Below are 22,093 nucleotides of genomic sequence, written 5' to 3'. Positions count from 1 at the left end.
TGTAGAAGAGAGCCTCATTTAAGGCGTATCAGTATCTTTGGGTTTTTCATCTGATACTCCGGGCTCTTCAGTGGGCACTCCATGCTCTTCAGTGGGCACTCCATGCTCTTCAGTGAATTCCACAGAAGGGGGGGTGCTGCTGGAGGGTGGTTCGCTTATCTGTGCAGCTTGCTGCGTTGTCTTCTTGGATAATGCTTGATTAATGATTGATGCTTCTTCGTCACCTTCTTCTTCTGACTCAGGTATGACAGCCTCTGTATCAGGCTCTTTCAGCTTAGGCTTTATAGTTTCGGCCTGGTGTTTGCCCATGACCGAAGTCTCCAGAAAACGTTTGCGTTCTGCTTCAGCGTCGGCGCCAGCCAGGCGTTTGCGCTTGGCTTCAGCTTCTAGACGTTTGCGTTCTGTCTTATCGTCATCAGCTCTTTTCTTTTCTTCTGTGACTCGATCTTTTGCTCTTTGCTCACGGGCATCATGAGTGGCCTTTTCCTGAGCTTTTGGGCCGAACTTGTGATCTAGTCCTGGAATAGAGCCAAGAAGGTTTCTACCAAAGGATTTCAATTCATGGAACAGACCCGTTGGTTCAGGGTAAACAGTGCCTCCTGCCTGACGTAGTTCGGCAAAGGTTTCATCAAATCGTTTCTGTTTCTCGGCATCCATGTGCGGCTCAACCTGTTTTACCAGTTCGGCTACTTTTTCTATAACAATGTATTTACCAAGAGCCTTGTGTTCGGCAATATGTTTAGCAATATCAGCTTGCAGATTATCAATGGCTTTTCTAGCGCTATCATATTCTTTTATTCTTTCTTTTTGGGCGTACTGCACATTTTTTAGCTCGTTCCCAACCAGATAGTCCTTTTCCAGTTTGCCTTTAAGCCCTTCTATTTCATCAAGCTCATTCGCTTTCAGGTAATCATCGAGCTCACTAACTGCTCTCTGTTGTTTTGTTTCGTGGTCCTCCTCGTGTTCTACGTGGGTGGCTGCAACACGATCCCGCAGGGTTTTCAAAATAGGTGTTTTGGCTTTACCTATAGCCCTTGTGAGCTCCTCCCCTGCTGCAGAAACTTCTTCTTGGGCCGCTTTCAGATTTTCTTTGAGATCTTCGAAAACTTTTTCAGACGTCTGTCTGTTCCGTTTTGCGTCAATAATATCTTTTTTCTTTTTCCACTCTTGAAATTCTGGTGTGCCTTCCAGAGATTTTTTTGTGTCTTCCAGAGCCTGATCAAGAGTGCGGCCATCCAGTGCAAGATCAGTGTATTCATTAAATATGTCGACGTCTCCGGATGTCCAGTGCTCCGGCACGAGTTTGATGTGGTGCTCAGCCAACCTGCGCTGTGCTTTAAACTGCTCAGAGCGGGACATCATCAGGCGCTGTACAATCATGCTATAAGCCTTGCTCTTGGCAAGGGTAGAGGCCATTTTGTAGCTGCCACGATAGGTGTTCCATGGGAGGTGTTTTTCAAGCTTAACCAGATCATCAACCTGGATATTGTCAGCGCTATTGCGGGACATCATTACAAAAATAGGAAGCTCCGCCCCCTGGCTGTGATAGCCGTCAACCCACATGTAGCTGTCGTCACCATTTTTCATCACGGAGTGGTGCATGGATTGCCTGGGCTTTGCGGGTTGTCCAAGGTTCAGGTCATCATCACTGCTCTCAGCACCTACAGTGTCGGCTTCGATGGCATTGTTGATTTGCTGCTCAAATATCGCACCATAATCGCCAGCGACAGGTTCCCTGGCTGCCCAGCTCATGATGGCAGGTATCTTCTCCAGAATGGCATCCGAAATCGGGGTGATGACGCTGTTTTTGTAATCCATCATTTTGTTGTATACAGCAACAACGGCATACTGATCCCTATCGTTGTAGACTCGTTCGAAAATCTGACGATCTACAGCATCTGTCCACCAAATCCGTGTACTGCTGGAGCCGAAGCTGGCCGGGAAGCGAATCAGGGGGCCAGGCCTGTTATCCACATAAAAACGCACAAACAGTTCAAGGGCGCTGTCTTTGCGCTGATCACCAACCACAGTGGGGTAGAATCGAACACGGGTGACATTATTCTCACGGCTGGCTTTATCAAGGGCTACCAGAGCACGTTCGAAGCGGCTTTGCGGGTCATCGAATGGTTTGGCGCGATGGACAAAGTCCAGATCCAGATAAGCACTGTTGGGGCTGCCTGGGTCTTTTCCGGTACTGGAGCTGATGAAGGTGAAGGCGAAATGTTCGTTGAGCGCGGGTGTTTCAAAGGCAATGCCAGCATAGCCAATGGCGTTGAATACATGTTGGTGCAATGCTTCAGGCAGAGCGTAAGAGAAACCGTAGCTGTAGGCCAGAGCTCTGCGTAGCATGCGGAATGCAGTGGCACCGGTATAATTTTCGACAAAGTCTGTTGATGTGAAAAAATCTATGTTGGTGGAGAGCAGGCGCCACATCAATTCTGTAGTGGTTTCCGATGATGCAAAGTCACCGATAGCTTCCCCCAGGCGCCATGCGTATTCAGATACCTTGTCCGCATCAGTACGCCAGAGACGGTGGAATTCCAGACCTGCCGTAGACGCTGCGGTATGAAGTGCAAAGATACTTGCCAGAGGGAGAACTTCACGGGACAGAGCCTCATAGGCTCGATCTGTAAAGGTATAGGGTGTTGAAGACAGCTCTTCTATTTTGTAGCTGGGAAGAGCATTCCACTGTGGGTTTTTCTGAAGTGTTTCCTGCAATTGCGGGGAGGATGCAAAACCATTACTGCCAGCCAGCGCGCCCCCCAGAGCACGGATGTTATCGACTTCTACCTGGCCCACAGCTGGTGCGGAAGCTGCCGCAATGCTGGCTGTTAACAACAGCCGCCCCGAGTCGAACTTTTGGCTCTGAATACCTGGCATAATTAGTCCTCTGCAAACTTCCGCAGAACTGAGTGTTAGATGTATGAGAAAAAACAGATAGGGGGTATATCTAGCAGGGGATTGCGGTCTTGCAAGGAATGAGAAATAAAAAGGCAAAATAATAGACCCATATTTGGTTAATGTTATATGGGTCTGCCTCAGTATGTTTAAAAGTTATAAAAACAGTGCCTTTTTAGAAGAGAACTGTCGGGTACTTTGGTTTCAGGCTTCGGCTGCAGCGCTATTGTCGTAGAAAGAAATGCCTTCTACTTCGTTGGTGATCCAGGTGCCTGCCTGACCTTCAACAATTTGCTCAACGTCGTACAAACTTCCGATCGCTGCAAAGCGGCCGCCTTTATCGACGAAGTTTGCGCAGGAGTCAATCTTTGGCCCCATGGAACCGGCGGGGAAGTCCAGCTCACCGATGCCTTGAATGGAGGCTTTGTGGATCTCTTTTTGATCGGGCTGACCGAAGTTTACGCATACTGCAGGAACGTCGGTCATAATCACCAGTGCGTCGGCACCCAGTTGTTCAGCCATCAGAGCAGCGGTCAGATCCTTGTCTACAACGGCTTCAACACCATGCAGTTTGCCTTCTTCGTCCTTGCGAACAGGTACACCACCACCGCCGGAGCAGATGACCAGAGCACCCATATCGGACAGCTTCTTCACCATATCCACTTCTACGATGCTGGAAGGTAGTGGGGAAGGTACAACACGACGCACATAGTCACCGTCCTGCTTAACATCCCAGCCTTTTTCAGCGGCCAGTGCTTCGGCTTCTTCTTTGCTGTAAACCGGGCCAACAAACTTGGTGGGGTTCTGGAAAGCAGGGTCGTTGCTGTCTACCAGGGTCTGAGTGACCAGAGTGGCAATTTGAGCACCAGGCATCTGGTTATAGAGCTCTTGCTCCATCATGTAGCCAATCATACCAGCGGTTTCTGCACCCAGAACATCCAATGGGTAGGGGGAGACTTTGTCATAGGCGGCATTCTGCAGCGCCAGCAGGCCAACCTGAGGGCCATTGCCGTGGGTGAGAATGACTTCATGTTTCTGGGCTACGCGGGCAATGACTTCAGCAGCCTTGCGGATATTGTCACGCTGAATGCCAGCTTCCAGAGGCTGACCACGTTGAAGCATCGCGTTGCCGCCAAGAGCAATAACAATACGCATATTATTTTCCTTATATCCAGTTTGTATGTAGGCGCGCAAGGTGCGGTTATATCGCATTGAAGGCGCCTTGTTGTAAGTGGATCTACTCGCCAGTAGTTACTTTCCATGGTATGCGTATTAAATCTAAAGAAAATAAGTAGTTGTTCTTAATAGGTATTAACAATCCTAATGATCGACAGGTGACACCATAGCTTCAATGTGAAGAGTGTGTTTGTTTTGCGTTATTTAACTACTGCGTCTTGCGCAGGTGCATAAGACGCAGGGCGTTTATGGTAACCAGCAAAGCACCACCTGAGTCAGACAGTACAGCCGCCATAAGCCCGGTTAATCCAAATAGTGTGGTGAACAGGAACAGGGTGTTGATGCCCAGCGCCAGAGCGATGTTCTGGCGTATGATAGTGGCTGTATCACGGGAAAGCTGAATCATAGTAGCCAGCTCAGGCAGACGCTCATGAGTGAGGGCAGCATCGGCAGTTTCCAGTGCCACATCGCTACCACGCCCCATGGCAATACCCAGTTCGGCTGCCTTGAGGGCCGGGGCATCGTTAATGCCGTCACCCACCATGGCGACAGCGTGCTCCGGCCCCTGTTTCTGAGCAGCTTCCTGCATCTTCTCAATGGCTTTGACTTTATCTTCCGGAAGCAGTTCGGCTTTGTAGTCGATACCCAGTTTCGCTGCAATGGCGGCAGCTGCCCGACGGTTATCCCCAGTCAGCATTACGCAACTGATACCCATGGCTTTGAGCTGTGTGATTGTTTCTACGGCATCGTCCCGCAGGGTATCCGCCATGGCAATCAGGCCAAGAACCTTAGAATCATCGGTCACAACCACTACGGTATTGCCTTCGGATTCGCGGTCAGCAATGGTCTGCTGCACATTGTTTTGAGCAAGGCGTTCAGGCTGCACATGGCGGGGAGCCAGAATCTTCACAGTTTTGCCGTTTACCAGTCCGGTCAGGCCTTGACCATTGAGGATGGTGACTTTATCAGCGTCAGGAATATCCAGATTGTGCTTTCTGGCCGCATCGATAATGGCTTTCGCCAGAGGATGGCTGGAACCCTGCTCCAGAGAGGCAGCCAGTGTCAGCAGCTCTTTTTCTTCCATGTACAGAGAAGTGATGGCTGTGACAACGGGCCTGCCCACAGTCAGAGTACCGGTTTTATCGAAGGCCAGCTGCTTCACTGTACGCAATTGCTCAAGTGCTGCACCACCTTTAATCAGGGCACCGAAGCGTGACGCTGAGGCCAGTGCAGAGGTGACGGCTGCCGGAATAGAAATCACCAGCGCACAAGGGCAGGCAATCAACAGCAGAGCCAGTGCCTTGTATACCCATACGTCCCAGCTTGCGCCAAAGAGCAGCGGCGGAGCCACGGCTACCAGTATGGCAATGGCCATCACCAGTGGCGTATACCAGGAACTGAATGTATCTATCAGGCGAGTGATAGGAGCACGGCGCTCATCAGCGTTCTCAATCAGCTGGATAATACGGTCGATGGCGTTTTCACCGGGCTCGGAGACAACCGTCAGGCGAACGGGTTGCTCAACCACCAGACTGCCCGCCATAATTTTTTCCCCTTTCTGGCGGGAAACGGGAATGGATTCACCGGTCAGGGCGCTTTCATCAAAAGAGCCGGGCGTGAATTGCAGTGTGGCATCCACCGGCATGCGGTCACCGGGGCGTACTTCAATGAGATCGCCGGGTTGCAGGAAGTCAGCGGGCACATTGGGTACGCGTACACCGCTTTCTATGCGTGTGGCGGTATCGGGCGTCAGCTTCATGAGGCTCTGGATACCGGCCCGGGCTTTGCGACCAGCAAAACCTTCCAGCATTTCGCCGGCGGAGAACAGCAGCAGTACCAGAATAGCTTCCGTGTTCTCCCCCAGAGCCATTGCACCGAGGGAGGCTATAACCATAAGCAGTTCAATACTGAAGAGGGTGCCGTTTCTGGCCTGAGTAAGCGCTTTGCGAATAAACGGCAGGGTACCGATAGCCGTGGCAACATGAAGAGCGGTCGCCTTCCAATCGGGAGCCAGCAGGGAGGCAATTGTGGTGCACAGGGTCACCGAGGCAATCAAGACAAAGGTGGAATGGGCTTTCCAGAGAGGTTCTTCCTGAATCTTGCTGGTTGCTTCAAGGCGAAAGCCCAGCCCTTTAACGGTTTGTTCAATCGTTTTAATTTGCTGCTCGGATTCTACGGCAACAAACAGGCGCTCAGTGGCAAAGGCAATCTTGGTTTGATAGATACCCTCCACTTTGTTCAGAGCCTTCTCAACCTTTGCCGCACAGCCCGCGCAATCCATTCCCCGAATAAACCATTTGCGACGCAATGCGCTGTTGGGCGTCGCACTTGTGGTGCTCAGAGTTGAATTTTCGATGGATGCTGGCTGAGCCATGCTGGCGATCTCCCCGATGATGTCTGATTAAACAATAGCATGAACATTTATTCATATGAATAAGTATTCATGTAAACCGGGGAAGATGAGCAGACACAAAAAGGCGCCACAAGGGCGCCTTCTATACAGCAGAACTCAGAGTGAATTAAGCCGCTTCAAGAGCAGTGCTGAACTGATTTCGCAACTCTTCGATCTTGGCAACGTAGTCCTTGTACTCGTTAGACTCGTAGTGTGCGTAGTTCAGGTTCTTGAACAGACCAGTGAGCTTCACGAAGAAGTTACGGGCGTCGGTCTTGTCTGCGAAGGTAAACTCACGGCGTGACATATCAACAATCAGGTTGAAGCAGAAGCGCTGGCGCTCCATTGGGCACGCTGCGTCGATCTTGTCGAAGGCGTCCTGCTGCAGATAGACCATATCGAGGAACAGAGCTTTCTGGTAGGTCACGTAGTCACCCAGAGTCACACCCTCTTCACCGGTGACCTGCATCATCTGATTGATACTTTCACCGGTCAGGATAAGAGAGTGCATCTCTTTAACATCGTCCACCCAGTGGTCAGAGATGTTCTTGGCGTACCATGGGGCCAGCTGCTCCAGGTAACGGGACCAGGAAATCAGGGGGTCTACCGCTGGGAAGAAACGCTTGTAGGCACGATCGTAGGACAGCCCCAGGAAGCACTTCACCGTCGCCAGAGTAGACTGGGTCACAGGCTCTTCAAAGTTACCACCGGCAGGGGATACCGTGCCGATCATGGTCATGGAACCCTGCTCGCCATCTTCGTTGGTCACAACACCAGCACGCTCGTACAGGCCTTTGATAGCGGAGTCAATGTACGCCGGGAAACCTTCTTCACCTGGAATCTCTTCCAGACGGTTAGACGTTTCCCGCATAGCCTGCGCCCAGCGGGAGGTAGAGTCGGCCAGCAGCAGTACGTTGTAACCCATCTGACGGTAGTACTCACCCAGCGTCATACCGGTGTAGATAGACGCCTCACGAGCCGCAACAGGCATGGAGGAGGTGTTACAGATGATGGTGGTACGATCCATCAGGGTGCCGGAACCGGTTGGGTCAGACAGTTGAGGGAATTCCGTGATGGTTTCTACCACCTCACCGGCACGCTCACCGCAGGCGATAACGATTACGATATCAACGGAGGCGTACTTGGACAGGGTGTGCTGCAGTACAGTCTTACCCGCACCGAATGGGCCAGGAATACAGCCGGTACCACCACGGGCGATAGGCAGGAAAGTGTCGATCAGACGCTGCTGGGTCACCAGTGGTTCGGAAGGGAAGTGACGGGTTGTCTTGCCCTTGCGACCCAGAGTTTCGGCGATGGACTGCTTAACAGGCCAGCGCTGAATCATGCTCAGCTCGCTTTCCTTGCCCTGCTCGTCTTTTACCTTGGCGATGATGGTATCAACAGGGAAGGTGCCTTCCTGAATCCACTCAACGTTGACAGTGCCACGCTGGTGGAAAGGAACCATGATTTTGTGAGTGAAACGGCCTTCCTGAACAGTACCCAGAGTTTCACCGGCACGCAGCTTGTCGCCCACACGGGCAGTGGCTACAAAAGACCATTCCTTGGAACGGTCCAGTGCGTCAACCTGCACACCACGTTTGAGGAAAGTTCCGTGCAGTTGAGCCAGGCGTTCCAGTGGGTTTTGCAGACCATCGAAGATCTGGCTCAGACAGCCAGGGCCGAGCTCTACCGACAGCAGTTCGCCAGTCTGGTAAACCGCGTCGCCTACACCCACGCCGCTGGTGTCTTCAAAGACCTGAATGTCGGCGGTGTGCCCATTCACACGCAGAACTTCAGACATCAGTCGCTCATCTACGCCTTCGTTCTCTTTGCGGCTGGGAGCCACATAGACCACTTCGTTCTTGACGATGCGGACATCGGAGGATATCGCTTCAACGGTCAGAATATCACCGTTGACTGCAATCACCCGGGCTGTTGCCGCATCAGCGCCCGCTGCATTTTTCTCAGTCATGCTCATAATCTTTTATTTACCTCGCCGCTTGTGATTTGTCCCGCTACCTGACTATTGGGGTAGCTGATGCTGGAAGTCGCCAAGGCTTTTCTTGATCAAATTCTGGAAGCGAACATGGGCCTTTTCGGTATCGTAGGTTGTCCAGCGTGCGACCAGATTCCAGCGCAGTACATAAATCACTACGGCTTCAAAATCGTTGCGGTGCTTCATGGTCATGTGATCCAGGTGATCCCAGACCGCTTGAAGCAGAACTTTTTCCAACTCCACACACTTGCTGGTGCGCAGGTACTCATTCACCTTGGAAATCCAGGGGAAGGCACCACCAAGGCCCAGCGTGGGGGAGGCCCAGTGGCTGCGAATGTAGGCATAGCGTGAGCCATAACTCCATTTCGCTTCACTGGGGGCAGGCTTGCCGGCATGCTTCATACGCAGAGCAGCAACCACCGTGCGCATATCCAGTCGCCAGTCAATCAAATCTCGCAGAGCCTGTGTGCCGAGGGTGGCGCGGGCTCGCTCAGCCTGACGGATCAGGGCTTTTTCGTTGACATCGTCACCAAGGTGATCCCAGTGCAACAGGTTCTCGATCATCACCAGCTTTTTCTGGTCGTCGCTGGTGAGCATGGATAAGCGCTTATCCAGCTGGAAGCGAGAGATCGCTGTGATCTTGCTGCTAAAGAGGGAATCAATGTGAGGCAGCGAAGTCAGCAGTGTGAAATAGGCATTGTCTGCCATAACGACTCCTTAGAGGCTGCCGGGAAGCAGCGAGGCAGCTTCCCGGAGCACAGTCTTGCTGGCCTGCACTTATTTAATGGTGCCTTCCAGTACCGCGCGGAAACGTGGCTGCAGATGCTTGAGCAGCATTTCGCTGACAGCGTTGTCATCCAGTTCCAGCTCGATGTTTTTGTCTTTCAGGCGGAAAGTCACACCACTTTGCTGATCATCACTCACCGCGAAGGACACACCATCGGTGAGCATTTCGCGGGCGTTGCGAACAACAAAGTAAGCCAGTGTGCCTTCCTTAACATCTTCAGGGTTGGCGCGCAGTTCGTCGACACCAATGATCTTGGAGGGCAGAACCGCTTCAACGCTCTTCTCACCCTGCAGACCACTGCGACCGGCCACTTCCAGAATCACTTTCTGAAGTACGCCCTGATCGGTCATTTCATTGCTGACAGCTTCGCTGATACGGGCGGAGAAGCGCTCCATCAGGTAGCCTTTCATTTCCAGCACAGCATTACGGCCCGCCATTTCCAAAGCTTCTTCACCGGATTTGAGGGTGAATTCAGCCTCTTTTTTGGCCTGGACGAGTATCGCATCCGCTTCTTTCTTAGCATCAGCAACAATGCTGGCTGCTTCAGACTTGGCGTTATCAACCAGCTCGTCTGCCTTGTCGCGGCCAGAGCTGACGCCCTGGTTGCGCAGTTTTTCGATCAGCTCCTGTACGCCGACAGAAATATTGCTTGTGTCACTCATAGTCTTACTTTCTCGCAATAATCAAGGGTTAGTCGGGCGTATTAGCCAGGAATGTTGCCAGCCAGAACCAGTGCGAATACGAAGGTGAATACGGAGAAACCTTCTACGATCGCAGCAGGAGCAATAGACAGACCGAAGATTTCAGGCTTGTTCTTGGAGGCGTTGATTGCACCTGCAATCGCGTGGCCCTGGTACATGGCAGTGAACATCAGAGCCAGACCAGCCAGCAGGCCGATACCGAAGATGGCAGGAGCAGTGGTCATGTTTACACCGTGACCCAGCAGCAGGAACATAACAACGATACCCAGGATACCCTGAGAGGACGGCATCGCAGCTACACCGATGAACTTACCGTAGCCGCTTTCTACGTCCAGCATTGCGCCACAGGCCGCCTGGCCAGCAACAGAACAGCCAAAACCGGAACCGATAGAACCCAGAGCCATAGGAGCGAAAATACCAGCCCAGCCCAGCATCAGAATGAAGTTTTCCATGAATTAGTCCTCGCGTTTTTGAAAAGGTTTAAAGGGGTAGCCTTCGTCGGAGAGGCTCCACTTGAAGAATTCGATTACATTCAGGCGCAGGCCGTGAACTACACCACTCACAATGGAGAGGGTGATGTTCAGCAGGTGGCCAAGCACCAGAATCATGAAGCAGAACAGAATGCCGATACCGGGCATACTGTCTTTTATCTGGAAAGCCAGAGAGTTGAAGGTGACAGCCAGAGACGCACCCGCCAGACCCAGAGCAAACAGACGCATGTAGCTCAGAATATCCCCGAAGACACTGGAGATTTCGTACAGGGCATACAGGCCATCCGCAGTGCGCAGGAAGATATCCTTAACACCCTTAATCTGTCGTGTACTGGTGAACAGGAACAGCATCACTGCACCCACAATCATCATCACTTTGCCGCCAGCTGCCTGATCGATAGAACCCAGGTAACTGAGCCAGAAGGTTAAGCCGCCAGCAATGGCAATGGCCCAGCCAATAGGCGCAAGCATGTTGAGCCGCCCTCTGTTCAGCCAGGCTGTGATAAGGTTGGCGATGATGATGTGGATACCACCCACAACGATGGATACCTTCATCATGGTGGTGTAGTCGTTCATTTCAATGAACTTCAAACTGCCAATAAAGGTATCTGGCGGAGGTGTGTAGCCGAAATAGGAACCGGCACACACGCCCCAGACAAAGCCCAGACCAGCCATAAAATAAGCCAGATTACTGATTCGCTTGCCGGCAATGGTGGTGCCAAGTTTATTGCGCATCAGGTATATAATCAGGGCGATGACAAGGCTGTAAGCCGCATCGTTCATAATCATGGCGAAGAACAGTGAGAACGAGAAGAACACCATGGTGCTTGGGTCCCAGCTGCGATAGCTTGGCAGCTGATAGAACGCCATGGCTTCTGTACCACCGCCCATGATTTCCGGGTTGTCCAGCAATGTGGGTGGTTTATCGTCTTCAGCGGGCTCTTCAATGGTGACGGCCGCAGGCTGCTCGTCGATAAAACGACGCACGTCTTTTTCCCGGTCGGCAGGCATCCACCCAGCCACCAGGAAGAACTGGTCGTCTTCCAGAACCGTGCTGCTGACGTCTCGCAGAGCCTTTTCATCTTCAAACCGGGCGGCTGCCTGGCTGATGATGTAGATCCAGCGAGTCAGACTTTCCCGTTCGCCCTGGATATCCTCAAGCTTCATTTCTGCCGCTTCAAGATTGGCTTCCAGTTCCGACAGAGGCTGACCACCCACGTGGGAACGGCGAACAGGCAGCAGATCTGCGGCAGGTTCATCTTCCGCAAGAACCACCACATAGTCGTTTTGCTGGTCCTTGTGAACAACTTCCCAAGGCAGTTCCAGCCCACGTACTGCGTTCATATCGTTGTGGGGCACAACGTAGAACCACAGTCGTACATTTGCCATATCATCGATATCACAGAAGGAGAAATCACCCCAGGGGCGCACTTCTGAAATACGTTTGATCAAGGCATCACGCTGGTCAGCGGCCTGACGGTGCAGGTGCTTGTTATCCAGAACTTTGGTGACCAGCTGATCTGCGCTCAGTTCGCTGGAGCGGGCTTCCCGACGCTTGGTCGGGCAGTTGCTCAGCCAGGTCAGCGCTTCTTTGGCGGACTGGGGTTCAGTCAGTTCGCTTTCACCATTTTGGGAGTGTGCCAGTGGAATCAGGTGCATGCAGCCCAGGCTTTGCAGCCCACGCAGCAGCGATTCTTTCTCACTGGCCAGCCCATAGAGGGTGATTTTTTTGAGTGCTTTAATACTCATTGCACATCCTCTCCTTTAGCTGGCCGCGGCATTTTGTTCAGCCGCCTGCTGGCGTTCTTTCGCCTGCAGTGCTTGTGCTGCATCCATTTTCGACTTCGAGATCTTGGCGTTTACAACGCCCGCTCTATCCTGATCGGACAGGAAGATCTTAATCTTGGCGATGTTCTGCTTGGTCCGTGGAATCAGAACCTTGGAGAACAGGTTGACCCGCTGGGAGGTGGTGCGGGTAGCGGCGCTGATTTCCTGGTAACGCAACTCGCGCACCTGACTTTCAACGTACAGCTCAACCATCTCTTTCAGCTTTTCAACCAGGAAGTCGACCCAGTGAGGTTTGGTGAGGAAGCTGTAAGGCTTCACTTCCACCTCAACCCGCTCCAGCAGGGGAACAGTGGTGCCGACGATGTTCTGTTCAGTCAGAACGACGTTGGTCACCTTGACCAGATCGTCGATGTCGATATCTTCACAGGCCAGCATGGGCAGCTGACCGGCAATATCATCTTCGACCCTGGCGATACGTTCCCGTACTTCAACAACAGCGAGCTCAGCCTTTTTCCGTTCCGCCATTAACTGCTGACGCTTGAGTTCCAGCGCAGGCAGGTAACGGTTGAAGGTTTTTAAGCTGGCCTTCTCCTTGTTGAGCGAGCTCTTATTCAGAGAAATCTTAGTGGCCATGTCTTAGGCCTCCGTGGCGGATGCTGCCTCAGCCTTCACATCAGCTGGCCAGTATTTTTCCACCAGGCTCTGTTTCATCAGGGTTTCTTCCGGGGAGAAGCACTCCGCCAGAGTCTGCCAGCAGGTATCCAGGCCTTCTTCCAGTGACATGGCGGCATCCAGTGCCATGAAACGCTTTCTGAACAGGTCGCCGAACTTGATGGTTTTAAGGTCGTAGTCAGACAGCTCAAACGCCATAGCCTGCTTCTGCTTCGCGTTCACGGAGTCGGAGTAGAAGCGGATCATGGTGTTCATGATCTGGGAGTGATCGTCACGGGTCTCTTTGCCCACAACCATCTGCTTCAGGCGGGACAGGGAGCCGAATGGATCCAGTACGCCATCATGCAGGTAGAACTGACCTTCGGTGATGTAACCGGTGTTATCAGGAACAGGGTGGGTTACGTCGTTACCGGGCATGGTGGTAACCGCCAGAATGGTTACGGAACCGGCACCCTTGTAGTCGGCAGCCTTTTCGTAACGCCTGGCCAGCTGAGAGTACAGGTCACCCATGTAGCCGCGGTTGGCGGGAATCTTGTCCATGGCTACACCGATCTCTTTCATGGCGTCGGCATAGGAGGTCATGTCGGTGAGCAGTACCAGAACCTTTTTGCCTTCTTCTACAGCGAAGTGTTCTGCAGTGGCCAGAGCCAGATCAGGTACCATCAGACGTTCTACCGTTGGGTCAGAGGCCTGATTGGAGTACATGATGGTACGGGAGGATACGCCCGATCTTTCGAACTCGGTTTTGAAAAAGTGGTAATCATCGAAGATCAGACCCATGCCACCGAAGATAACCACGTCCGCTTCTGCCTGAATCGCGATACGGGCAAGGAACTGGTTATAAGGTTCGCCGGATACGGAGAAAATGGGGATCTTCTGGGATTCCACCAGCGTATTGAATACATCAATCATGGGGACGTTGGTACGCACCATACGGGATGCCAGTACACGCTGGGCGGGGTTAACGGATGGACCATCGATAACAACTTTGGGATCCTGCTCCAGTGAAGGGCCACCATCGATAGGCTCGCCTGCACCGTTGAAAATACGACCAAGGATGTTGGGGGAGTAAGTTGCCTGCATGGGTTCACCCAGGAAGCAGACAGCGGCGTTAGTGGAAAGGCCTTTGGTGCCTGCAAAAACCTGCAGGGACACTTCGCTGCCTCTCAGGCGGATGATCTGCGCCATGGAATAGGGCTGGCCATCCTGCTCAATCAATGCCAGGTCACCATTACGGGCCTGTGATTGGGCACCATCCAGATTGGGCACTTCCACCCGGATGATATCACCCACAATACTGAGGATGTTGGTATAGCGTATTAGGCTCTGGGACATACTTCGTTTCCTGTCCTGTAGAAGGAGTCAAGGATAAACAGACGCGCCGTGCTCACCGGGCGGATATCCAAAAATACACAGCTGCGTATAATTTCAGCAATGGCTGAAGTAATGAAGTGACACAGATCAATTTCCGGGTGGAAATACGTACGTACGTTCAAACTTTGTAGCAGGATTGTTTATCTGCTGCCGCCTTGTAAACGGGAGTCATTTCAAATAGCTGTATGTTTATGGATAAACTCCGATGGGGTGTCTGTTGATCAGACCCCAGGTCAATCAACATGGAATTTGTTTGTGTAGCACTTCGGAGCCGCAGAACAGAGCATGAGGCTTGTAGTGCGGCAGATGTCGTAGAATATAAAAGGCATGTCGACACACCTTAGTCGTAGTATGTGATTCCGTCTGAGACATCCACCTTAACGAAGGTGCCTGACCTTCCTGCCAGAATATCTTGAACGGAGTCTAGTGCGCCGATGGCTCCAAACTTACCACCAGCTCTGACAAAATGGCATAGGGATTCAACCTTAGGTGTCATGCTGATATCCGCAAAGGTAAGAGCCTCCAGTGCTTGTGGTGTACACTCTCTGATCATGCGTGAATCCGGTTGTCCTGCGTTCGTTGTGATGGCTTCAGTCTCTGTCAGTAAGATCAATGCGTCGGCTTCCAGGCCTTCAGCAAGAACCTGAGTTGCCCGATCCTGATCTATCACTGCCTCAATGCCATGGAGCTTGCCTTCACAATCTCTGCGCACAGGTATACCTCCACCACCGCCACAAATAACAGTGATATCACCGGACGACACTATATGCCGTAATGAAGGCAGTTCCAGAATTTCCCGGGGGCTGGGGGAGGCCACAACGCGTCGGAAGTAATTGCCATCCTGTTGAAGCTGCCAGAATGGGTTCGCGCTTTGTACGGCCTGTGCTTCCTCAAAGGTATAAGCAGAGCCAACCATCTGTGATGGTTTTTTGAAAGCCGGGTCGTCGGAATCCACAATCGTTTGTGTGGTGATGGTACATACTTTTCTGCCGGGCATTTCGTTGCGAAGTTCCTGCTCCAGCATAAAACCGAGCATGCTATGGGTTTGGGCGCCGAGTACACCTAACAGACTACTTCCGACGTCTTCATTACCTTCGTTCACCAGAGATAACAGCCCGACCTGCGGGCCGTTGCTGTGGGTGAGAACAACCTGATGCTGTTTGGCAACTGATGCAACAGACCTTGCGGCGGCACGGATGTATTCCCGCTGGACAAGCATATCCAGTGGCTCACCCCGTGGGTGAATAGCGTTTGCGCCCAAAGCCATAACAACGAGCATGCTGCCAGATTCTCCCAGGAAAGGTAAAAGGTATGGGACAGGGTACTTATAGACAATAAAAACCGGTGAGCAAAACAAAAAAAGCGGAGAACTGTCAGCTCTCCGCTTTAGCCAGGCTCGGGTGACTTAACCTTAGCCACCTGATCTATTCATTATCGTTATTCATTGTCGGTTATTATTCGCCAAGTGTGGCAACCATAACAGCCTTGATAGTGTGCATACGGTTTTCTGCTTCGTCGAATACGATAGAGGCTTCAGACTCAAACACGTCTTCAGTGACTTCCAGGCCGTTCATGCCGTACTTCTCAGCAACCTCAGCACCGATAGTGGTGTCTTCGTTGTGGAAAGCTGGCAGACAGTGCATGAACTTACAGTGTGGGTTGCCGGTCCTGGCCATCATTTCAGCGTTTACCTGGAAAGGCTTCATCAGGGCAACACGTTCGTCCCAGGCTTCGGCTGGCTCACCCATGGATACCCAGACGTCGGTGTACAGGAAGTCACAGTCTTTCACTGCCTCGTCAACGTTTTCAGTCAGGGTGATCCTGGCGCCAGTCTTCTCGGCGATCTTCTGACACTCTTCTACCAGCCACTCTTCAGGCTGATAGGCCTTAGGCGCTGCGATACGGAAATCTACGCCCATCTTCACCAGGCCAACCATCAGGGAGTTACCCATGTTGTTGCGACCGTCGCCCAGGTAGCAGAACTTCATTTCGTGCAGTTGCTTGCCACGGCCATGTTCGATCATGGTCAGCATGTCTGCCAGGATCTGAGTAGGGTGCCATTCGTCAGTCAGGCCGTTCCATACTGGTACACCAGAGAACTCAGCCAGCTCTTCTACGTGTTGCTGCCTGGAACCACGGAATTCGATACCGTCGTACATACGACCCAGTACACGAGCGGTGTCTTTTACAGTCTCTTTCTTACCCATCTGAGAGCCGCCGGAGATGTAAGTGACCTGTGCGCCCTGGTCAAAGGCTGCCACTTCAAATGCACAACGGGTACGGGTGGATGCTTTCTCAAAGATCAGGGCAACATTCTTGCCCTTCAGGCGTTGCTGTTCAGCGCCGGCGTATTTGGCACGCTTCAGGTCCCGGGACAGGTCCAGCAGGTACTGGATTTCCTGAGTGGTGAAGTCCAGCAGTTTCAGATAGCTACGGTTGCGCAGGTTAAAAGCCATGATATATATCCTTGTTTGCACGTTATCTGATCTCCTGCCGCATTTGTATCAGAAACGGGCAGGAGCACTTAGCTTTGTCAGTTAGATGTCGTCACGTTCCATCGGGCAGCTCATGCAGCGAGCGCCGCCTCGGCCTCGGCCCAGATCTTCGCCAGGAATGGTCAGTACTTCAATACCGGCCTTTTGCATGTTCTCGATGGTGTAAACGTTACGCTCGTAAGTCACAACGGTGCCGGGCTTAACCGCCAGTACGTTGTTGGCATCGTTCCACTGTTCGCGTTCGGCTTCAAATACATCGCCGCCGGTTGGGATCATACGCAGGGTATCCAGATCCAGAGCGCGGGCGATGGAGTTGGTGAAGCCGTCGGTGACCTGAGTGAAGGCGATATCTTCGTTATCACCCGGAGTCAGTTCCCAGCAGTTGTTGCCCTTCATGATGTCTGGGTAGTAGGTGAAGCAGTCGATATCCATGTGGGTAAACACGGTATCCAGGTGCATACAGCTGCGTGCCTTAGGCAGTTCCAGTGCGATAACCTTTGTGGCCTGGCCGGTCTTGAACAGAGAACGCGTCAGACTTTCAACACCCTGTGGAGTGGTACGCTCAGACATGCCGATAAGAACGGCGCCGCGGCCAATAACCAGAACATCGCCGCCTTCGATGGTACCCAGATCATAGTTCTGATCTGTATCACCGTAGTAAGTATGGAAGTCGGCATCTTTGAACATAGGGTGAAACTTGTAGATGGCGCGCATGTGAACGGTTTCGCGCTTACGGGCAGGCTTGGCCATCGGGTTTACAGATACTCCGCCGTATACCCAGCAGGAGGTATCGCGGGTGAACAGGTGGTTAGGAATAGGGTCCAGAATAAAGTCGGTTTCAGTCAGCATGCCCAGAGTCGGGCTGCCGCTGTTGGAATTCAGTTCGCTTACGGTCAGGCCGCCGATCAGATGAGAGGCCAGATCAGAAGTGCTCATGTCGTCAAAGTAGGCGCGGACTTCGCGGGCCAGGGCAGGGCCGTAGCGGAATTCATTGATTTGACGGTCCAGAACCCAGGCTTTAGCTTCCGGGTTGGCCAGTGTTTCGGCCAGAACATCGCGCAGTACAAAAACTTCAGCACCCTGCTCACGGAGAACGTTCTGGAAAGCATCATGTTCTGCGCCTGCCTGTTCGATGCGCAGTACGTCATCAAACAGAAGATCTTCGCAGTTACTGGGCGTCAGACGACGCAGGGAGAGTTCAGGGCGGTGTACCAGGACTTTCTTGAGTTGACCAACTTCAGAGCCGACGTAGAAACGGGACATAACGGATCTCCTGTTTAGAAAATGAACAGGTTGTTTTTGTGACGGTTTTTGTTCGTTTTCACCGTGTCGTTCAGAGTGCCCCATATACATAGTGTTTTTACAATGGGGTTCCTAATATGTGCTTTTGTATTGTCGCAAATGCATTGTGTCATATTGACACTGGGTTATTAGTTTTTCTGAACGGCTATAAGCAAGCCTGTTTGAGTGCCTACAATATCCGTAAATTGTCGTACTTTCATTGCGCATAAATACGTATTTGTATGGGTGATTATACTTCTCCTCTGGTGATAATTTTGTCAGAGTTTCTACTTCACTACAAAAAAATAAAGTTTCTGTTTGCTGTGTGCAGTTTTCTAAATTGATGGTAGTGCGGTTTGGTTTCATCTGTTTATTTGTGTTGCCTATTGTGCATGTACAAAATATTTCAGCTATAACCAGCTTTTCCAACTCTCCGGAAAAGCTTCCCTTCAGCCTGGGCAGGGTCCTGTTATGAAGCAGTTCAGCTTTCCTTCGGCCTACACGATATTGGTCGCCATCATCATTTTTGTTGCCATTCTTACCTGGATTATCCCGGCAGGGCAGTACAGCACCCGTATGGATTCTGCACTGGGTAAAGAGGTTCCCATTGCCGGAACCTACCATCAGGTGGAGCCGAACCCGCAAGGCTTCGAGGATGTGGTGATGGCACCTATCGCTGGCTTTTATAATCCCGATACCAACGAAGCCAACGGTGTAGATGTTGCGTTCTTTATTCTCTTTATTGGTGGCTTTCTGGCGGTAGTGACGAAAACCGGTGCCATTGATGCGGGCATAGCTGCGGCGATGTCTGGCCTGAAAGGGCGTGAGAAATGGATGATCCCTATATTAATGTTCCTGTTTTCACTTGGAGGAACCATCTACGGTATGGCGGAAGAAACCCTGCCGTTTTATTTACTGCTCACGCCTGTAATGATTGCCGCCGGTTACGATGCTATGAGCGCCATTGCACTGATTATGATTGGGGCTGGTGCGGGGGCTCTGGCATCTACGGTGAATCCATTTGCTACTGTGATTGCTTCCGAAGCTGCTGGCATCCCTTTTACCGATGGTCTGCATATGCGATTGGTGGTTTATGGGATTACCCTGCTGATTTGTATTGTTTATGTCATGCGTTATGCCGAGAAGGTTCGCAAGGATCCTTCCTTATCTTTGGTGGCGGACTTACAGGAATCTAATCGTGAACATTTTTTAGCTTCCAAAGGGGAAGAGGTTCCTGAACTGAATGGGCAGCGAAAAATCATTCTGCTGCTGTTCGTTGCAGCCTTTGGCATCATGATCTGGGGCGTATCTTCGCAAGGGTGGTGGATGGCAAGAATGTCGTCACTGTTTCTGGTGATGGCCATCGTTGTAGGCCTTGTGGCCCGCATGGGGGAGAAGGAGTTTACCGATACTTTTGTTGATGGCTCTCGGGATTTGCTCGGGGTTGCACTGGTTGTTGGTATCGCTCGTGGCATTGTTGTGGTTATGAATGGCGGGCTGATTACCGACACGATTCTGTTTTGGGCGGAGCAGGCTGTAAGTGGCTTGTCGTCTATCGCCTTTATTAATGTGATGTACTGGATTCAGATTGTGCTCTCATTTTTTGTGCCGTCCACGTCGGGGCTGGCAGTTTTGACCATGCCAATCATGGCACCACTGGCGGACTTCTCCAATGTGGGGCGGGATCTGGTGATTACTGCCTATCAGTCTGCCAGTGGTGTGGTGAATCTGATCACGCCAACCTCCGGTGTGGTGATGGGAGGGTTGGCTATTGGTCGTATTTCTTACAACAGGTGGATCGCTTTCATCTGGCCATTATTGGTTATTCTGAGTGTTTTCCTAATGGTTGTTTTGAGTTTTGGTGCGATAAGTTGAATGCCAACAGGGGGGGCGTTTGTATGTCCCCGCCCGCACGACAGGGACTTAGGGGAAAGAGCGTGAGTCTGGTTCATGAGCTCAGGAGAACTTACGCGCTTTATCAGAGATAACTTCACCTGTTTTGGTATCCACAACCATCAGGTGCTGCTGCTTGAGATTGTCTATGTAGATGATAATGCGTACATCCCGGCCATCCTGTTGAGCCGTTCTTGTGCGCACGATTTTACGAATACTGTATTTTTCCCGCAGCTGGCTAATCAGTGTTTCCAGAGGGATCGCCGTTCTCTTTTCAGGCACGCTGTAAGGACGGTCTTCAAGGACTTTTCCGGAGAAAGAGTCGATCGTCATGATGCGGGTGATTTTGTTTTTCGGGAGCAGGTAATACACCTGATCCACTTCCTTCCCGTTAAAAGATGACTCGAAGGTGTTGATAACGCGCATTGTTGGTTGTGTTTCCCGAGCAATACTAATCACCTTCTCCAACCTAAGGGTATTATCCGCATTTGTTGTTTTGGCTTTTGCATCAGAGGCTGATTTGCCCGTGTCGCTTATAGCCAGTGGCGCTGTTGTTAAGGCGGATCCTATTAGCAAACTGCTGAGAACTAAAGCGGATGAGGGCAGGTATTTCATATGCGAATCCTCGAGGGCAGTGGCTGAAAGTTAGAAGGGGATCAGGGGAAAATCCAGCCGCGGCAAGAATTCAGGTGTTAAGAAAGGAGCCGCCCTCAGGCGGCTCTCAACAAGAACAGACTATTTACCCCTGGTAAAGCTTTCGCACCTCTTCAGCAATAATAGCGATGCCCTGTTTAACGACAGCAGGATCGCGAGTGTAAGTTACACGCAGACATTCATTTTTGTGGGGCCAGTCGTCTTGCATGCCTGGAAAGAAGTAGTGGCCGGATACCACCAGGACACCACGCTGTTTGAGCTTCTCATACAGCTCCAGGCTGCTCACAGGCAGATCTTTAAACCAGAGCCACAGAAACATGGCTCCTTCAGGTTTATGCATAGCCCAGGGCAGGTTACCCAGCTGTTGATGCAGTTCATTTCTGGCGAAAGCCATACGCTCTTCATACCAGGGGCGGATGACGTTCTGGCTCAGGCTGATAATGCTATCGTCACGGATCATGTCGCTCACCATCAAAGCGCCTGCACTATTGGGGGCGAGGCTGGTGATGGCGCTGATGGCGGACATGGCAGTAATCACCTCTTCGCTGGCTACGACAATACCGGTACGCAGAGCCGGGAGGCCCATTTTGGAGAGGCTCAGACACAGAATAACGTGCTCATCCCAGTGGGGCGTGGCTTCCGTAAATACCAGCTCTGGAAATGGCAGGCCATAGGCACCGTCGATAATCAGGGGGATATTGTGTTGTCTGGCCAGAGAGTCCAGGGTTTCAATCTCCTGATCTGTTAACACATTCCCTGTTGGGTTAGTGGGGCGAGAGACGCAGAATGCAGCTGTGTTATCGTTTACTGTCAGTGTGTTGAAGTTGACGTGGTACTTGAATGTGTGGGTATCGATTTCCTTGATGTCCGGGCGTGCGGCTGCGAACAGGCCTTCAGTTATGCCTGTGTCGCTATAGCCAATATATTCCGGTGCCAGAGGAAGCTGTATAACTCGCTTTTCCCCTTGGGCATTTTCGCCAGCCAGCATGTTAAATAGCATGAAAAAAGCTGTCTGGCTGCCCTGGGTCAGGCAGATATTGCGCTCAGTCAGCTTCCATCCGAATCGGCGTCGCAGCATAGCTGCCAGCTCGCGACAAAATGACTGATCACCACCGGGAGGGTCATAGGTGCCGATGAACCGGGTGAACTCGGATTGAGACTCCGTAATCCGGCGCAGACGTTGTTTAAAAACGTCTTCCACTTCAGGAATATGGGCCGGATTCCCACCGCCCATCATAATCATATGGTCGTTATCTGCCAGGGCGTTACCCAGATCATCCATTAAAGACAATATGCCGGAATGACTGGTGAGTTTCTCCCCGAACTTGGACAGTTTCATGTGAATCCCAATTGTTGCCTGCTTACTTGCTGTGGGGGTTAAATAACCCCCAATCGTTATCTTACTGCCAAGGCTGGACGTTTCACATATGTGTTCCTCATGTAAGGTGAAATTTTTATTCCTGTGATATTCGGCGCGGGGGGGGGAAGAATTATA

16 protein-coding genes are annotated in these 22,093 nt (G+C 51.7%); 1 reads left to right on the top strand and 15 read right to left on the bottom strand.

What is annotated here, in order from left to right:
• Positions 1-18 precede the first annotated feature (18 nt).
• The 13 genes from E1189_RS13290 to arcA form a co-directional block, all read right to left on the bottom strand.
• Positions 19-2,880, bottom strand: a complete 2,862-nt coding sequence (locus E1189_RS13290; protein ID WP_155160815.1) for a hypothetical protein — start codon at positions 2,878-2,880, stop codon at positions 19-21.
• Positions 2,881-3,102: 222 nt separating this feature from the next.
• Entirely contained in the window at positions 3,103-4,053 is a 951-nt protein-coding gene (arcC, locus tag E1189_RS13285; protein ID WP_155160814.1) for a carbamate kinase, read from the bottom strand.
• A gap of 229 nt (positions 4,054-4,282) precedes the next feature.
• Positions 4,283-6,448, bottom strand: coding sequence for a heavy metal translocating P-type ATPase (locus tag E1189_RS13280; protein WP_155160813.1), 2,166 nt, complete (start codon positions 6,446-6,448; stop codon positions 4,283-4,285).
• Between the two features lie 145 nt (positions 6,449-6,593).
• Entirely contained in the window at positions 6,594-8,438 is a 1,845-nt protein-coding gene (locus tag E1189_RS13275) for a V-type ATP synthase subunit A (RefSeq protein ID WP_155160812.1), read from the bottom strand.
• A gap of 51 nt (positions 8,439-8,489) precedes the next feature.
• The gene (locus tag E1189_RS13270; protein WP_155160811.1) at positions 8,490-9,170 is read right to left on the bottom strand and encodes a DUF2764 family protein; all 681 of its coding nucleotides are present in this window, start codon (positions 9,168-9,170) and stop codon (positions 8,490-8,492) included.
• A 69-nt stretch (positions 9,171-9,239) separates the two neighbouring features.
• Positions 9,240-9,911: a hypothetical protein gene (locus E1189_RS13265; RefSeq protein WP_155160810.1), complete on the bottom strand. Its 672-nt coding sequence runs from the start codon at positions 9,909-9,911 to the stop codon at positions 9,240-9,242.
• Positions 9,912-9,952: 41 nt separating this feature from the next.
• Complete coding sequence (locus E1189_RS13260; RefSeq protein WP_155160809.1) at positions 9,953-10,402, bottom strand: ATP synthase subunit C; 450 nt, start codon at positions 10,400-10,402, stop codon at positions 9,953-9,955.
• Positions 10,403-10,405: 3 nt separating this feature from the next.
• Positions 10,406-12,190 (bottom strand): V-type ATP synthase subunit I, encoded by a 1,785-nt coding sequence (locus E1189_RS13255; protein ID WP_155160808.1) that lies wholly within the window; start codon positions 12,188-12,190, stop codon positions 10,406-10,408.
• 15 nt (positions 12,191-12,205) lie between these two features.
• Positions 12,206-12,862, bottom strand: a complete 657-nt coding sequence (locus E1189_RS13250) for a V-type ATP synthase subunit D (RefSeq protein WP_155160807.1) — start codon at positions 12,860-12,862, stop codon at positions 12,206-12,208.
• A gap of 3 nt (positions 12,863-12,865) precedes the next feature.
• On the bottom strand, positions 12,866-14,236 hold the full coding sequence (locus tag E1189_RS13245) for a V-type ATP synthase subunit B (RefSeq protein ID WP_155160806.1): 1,371 nt from the start codon (positions 14,234-14,236) through the stop codon (positions 12,866-12,868).
• 379 nt (positions 14,237-14,615) lie between these two features.
• On the bottom strand, positions 14,616-15,554 hold the full coding sequence (locus E1189_RS13240) for an amino acid kinase family protein (RefSeq protein ID WP_155160805.1): 939 nt from the start codon (positions 15,552-15,554) through the stop codon (positions 14,616-14,618).
• A gap of 175 nt (positions 15,555-15,729) precedes the next feature.
• Entirely contained in the window at positions 15,730-16,731 is a 1,002-nt protein-coding gene (gene argF, locus E1189_RS13235; RefSeq protein WP_155160804.1) for an ornithine carbamoyltransferase, read from the bottom strand.
• A gap of 81 nt (positions 16,732-16,812) precedes the next feature.
• The gene (gene arcA, locus E1189_RS13230; protein WP_155160803.1) at positions 16,813-18,033 is read right to left on the bottom strand and encodes an arginine deiminase; all 1,221 of its coding nucleotides are present in this window, start codon (positions 18,031-18,033) and stop codon (positions 16,813-16,815) included.
• A 489-nt stretch (positions 18,034-18,522) separates the two neighbouring features.
• Between arcA and E1189_RS13225 the strand changes: the two genes are divergently transcribed.
• Positions 18,523-19,926 carry a YfcC family protein gene (locus E1189_RS13225; RefSeq protein ID WP_155160802.1) on the top strand — a complete coding sequence of 468 codons (1,404 nt, stop codon included), beginning with the start codon at positions 18,523-18,525 and terminating at the stop codon, positions 19,924-19,926.
• Between the two features lie 81 nt (positions 19,927-20,007).
• On the opposite strand, the gene E1189_RS13220 is transcribed toward E1189_RS13225, so the two are convergent.
• Together E1189_RS13220 and E1189_RS13215 are read right to left on the bottom strand one after the other, a co-directional pair.
• Complete coding sequence (locus E1189_RS13220; RefSeq protein WP_155160801.1) at positions 20,008-20,559, bottom strand: hypothetical protein; 552 nt, start codon at positions 20,557-20,559, stop codon at positions 20,008-20,010.
• A 124-nt stretch (positions 20,560-20,683) separates the two neighbouring features.
• The gene (locus E1189_RS13215) at positions 20,684-21,937 is read right to left on the bottom strand and encodes a valine--pyruvate transaminase (protein ID WP_155160800.1); all 1,254 of its coding nucleotides are present in this window, start codon (positions 21,935-21,937) and stop codon (positions 20,684-20,686) included.
• Positions 21,938-22,093 lie beyond the last annotated feature (156 nt).

The sequence above is a fragment of the Parendozoicomonas verongulae genome, assembly GCF_009711465.1.
Lineage (GTDB): Bacteria > Pseudomonadota > Gammaproteobacteria > Pseudomonadales > Endozoicomonadaceae > Sansalvadorimonas > Sansalvadorimonas verongulae.
Note: the sequence above shows the minus strand (reverse complement) of the source record. Positions and strands in the feature narration are given on the sequence as shown.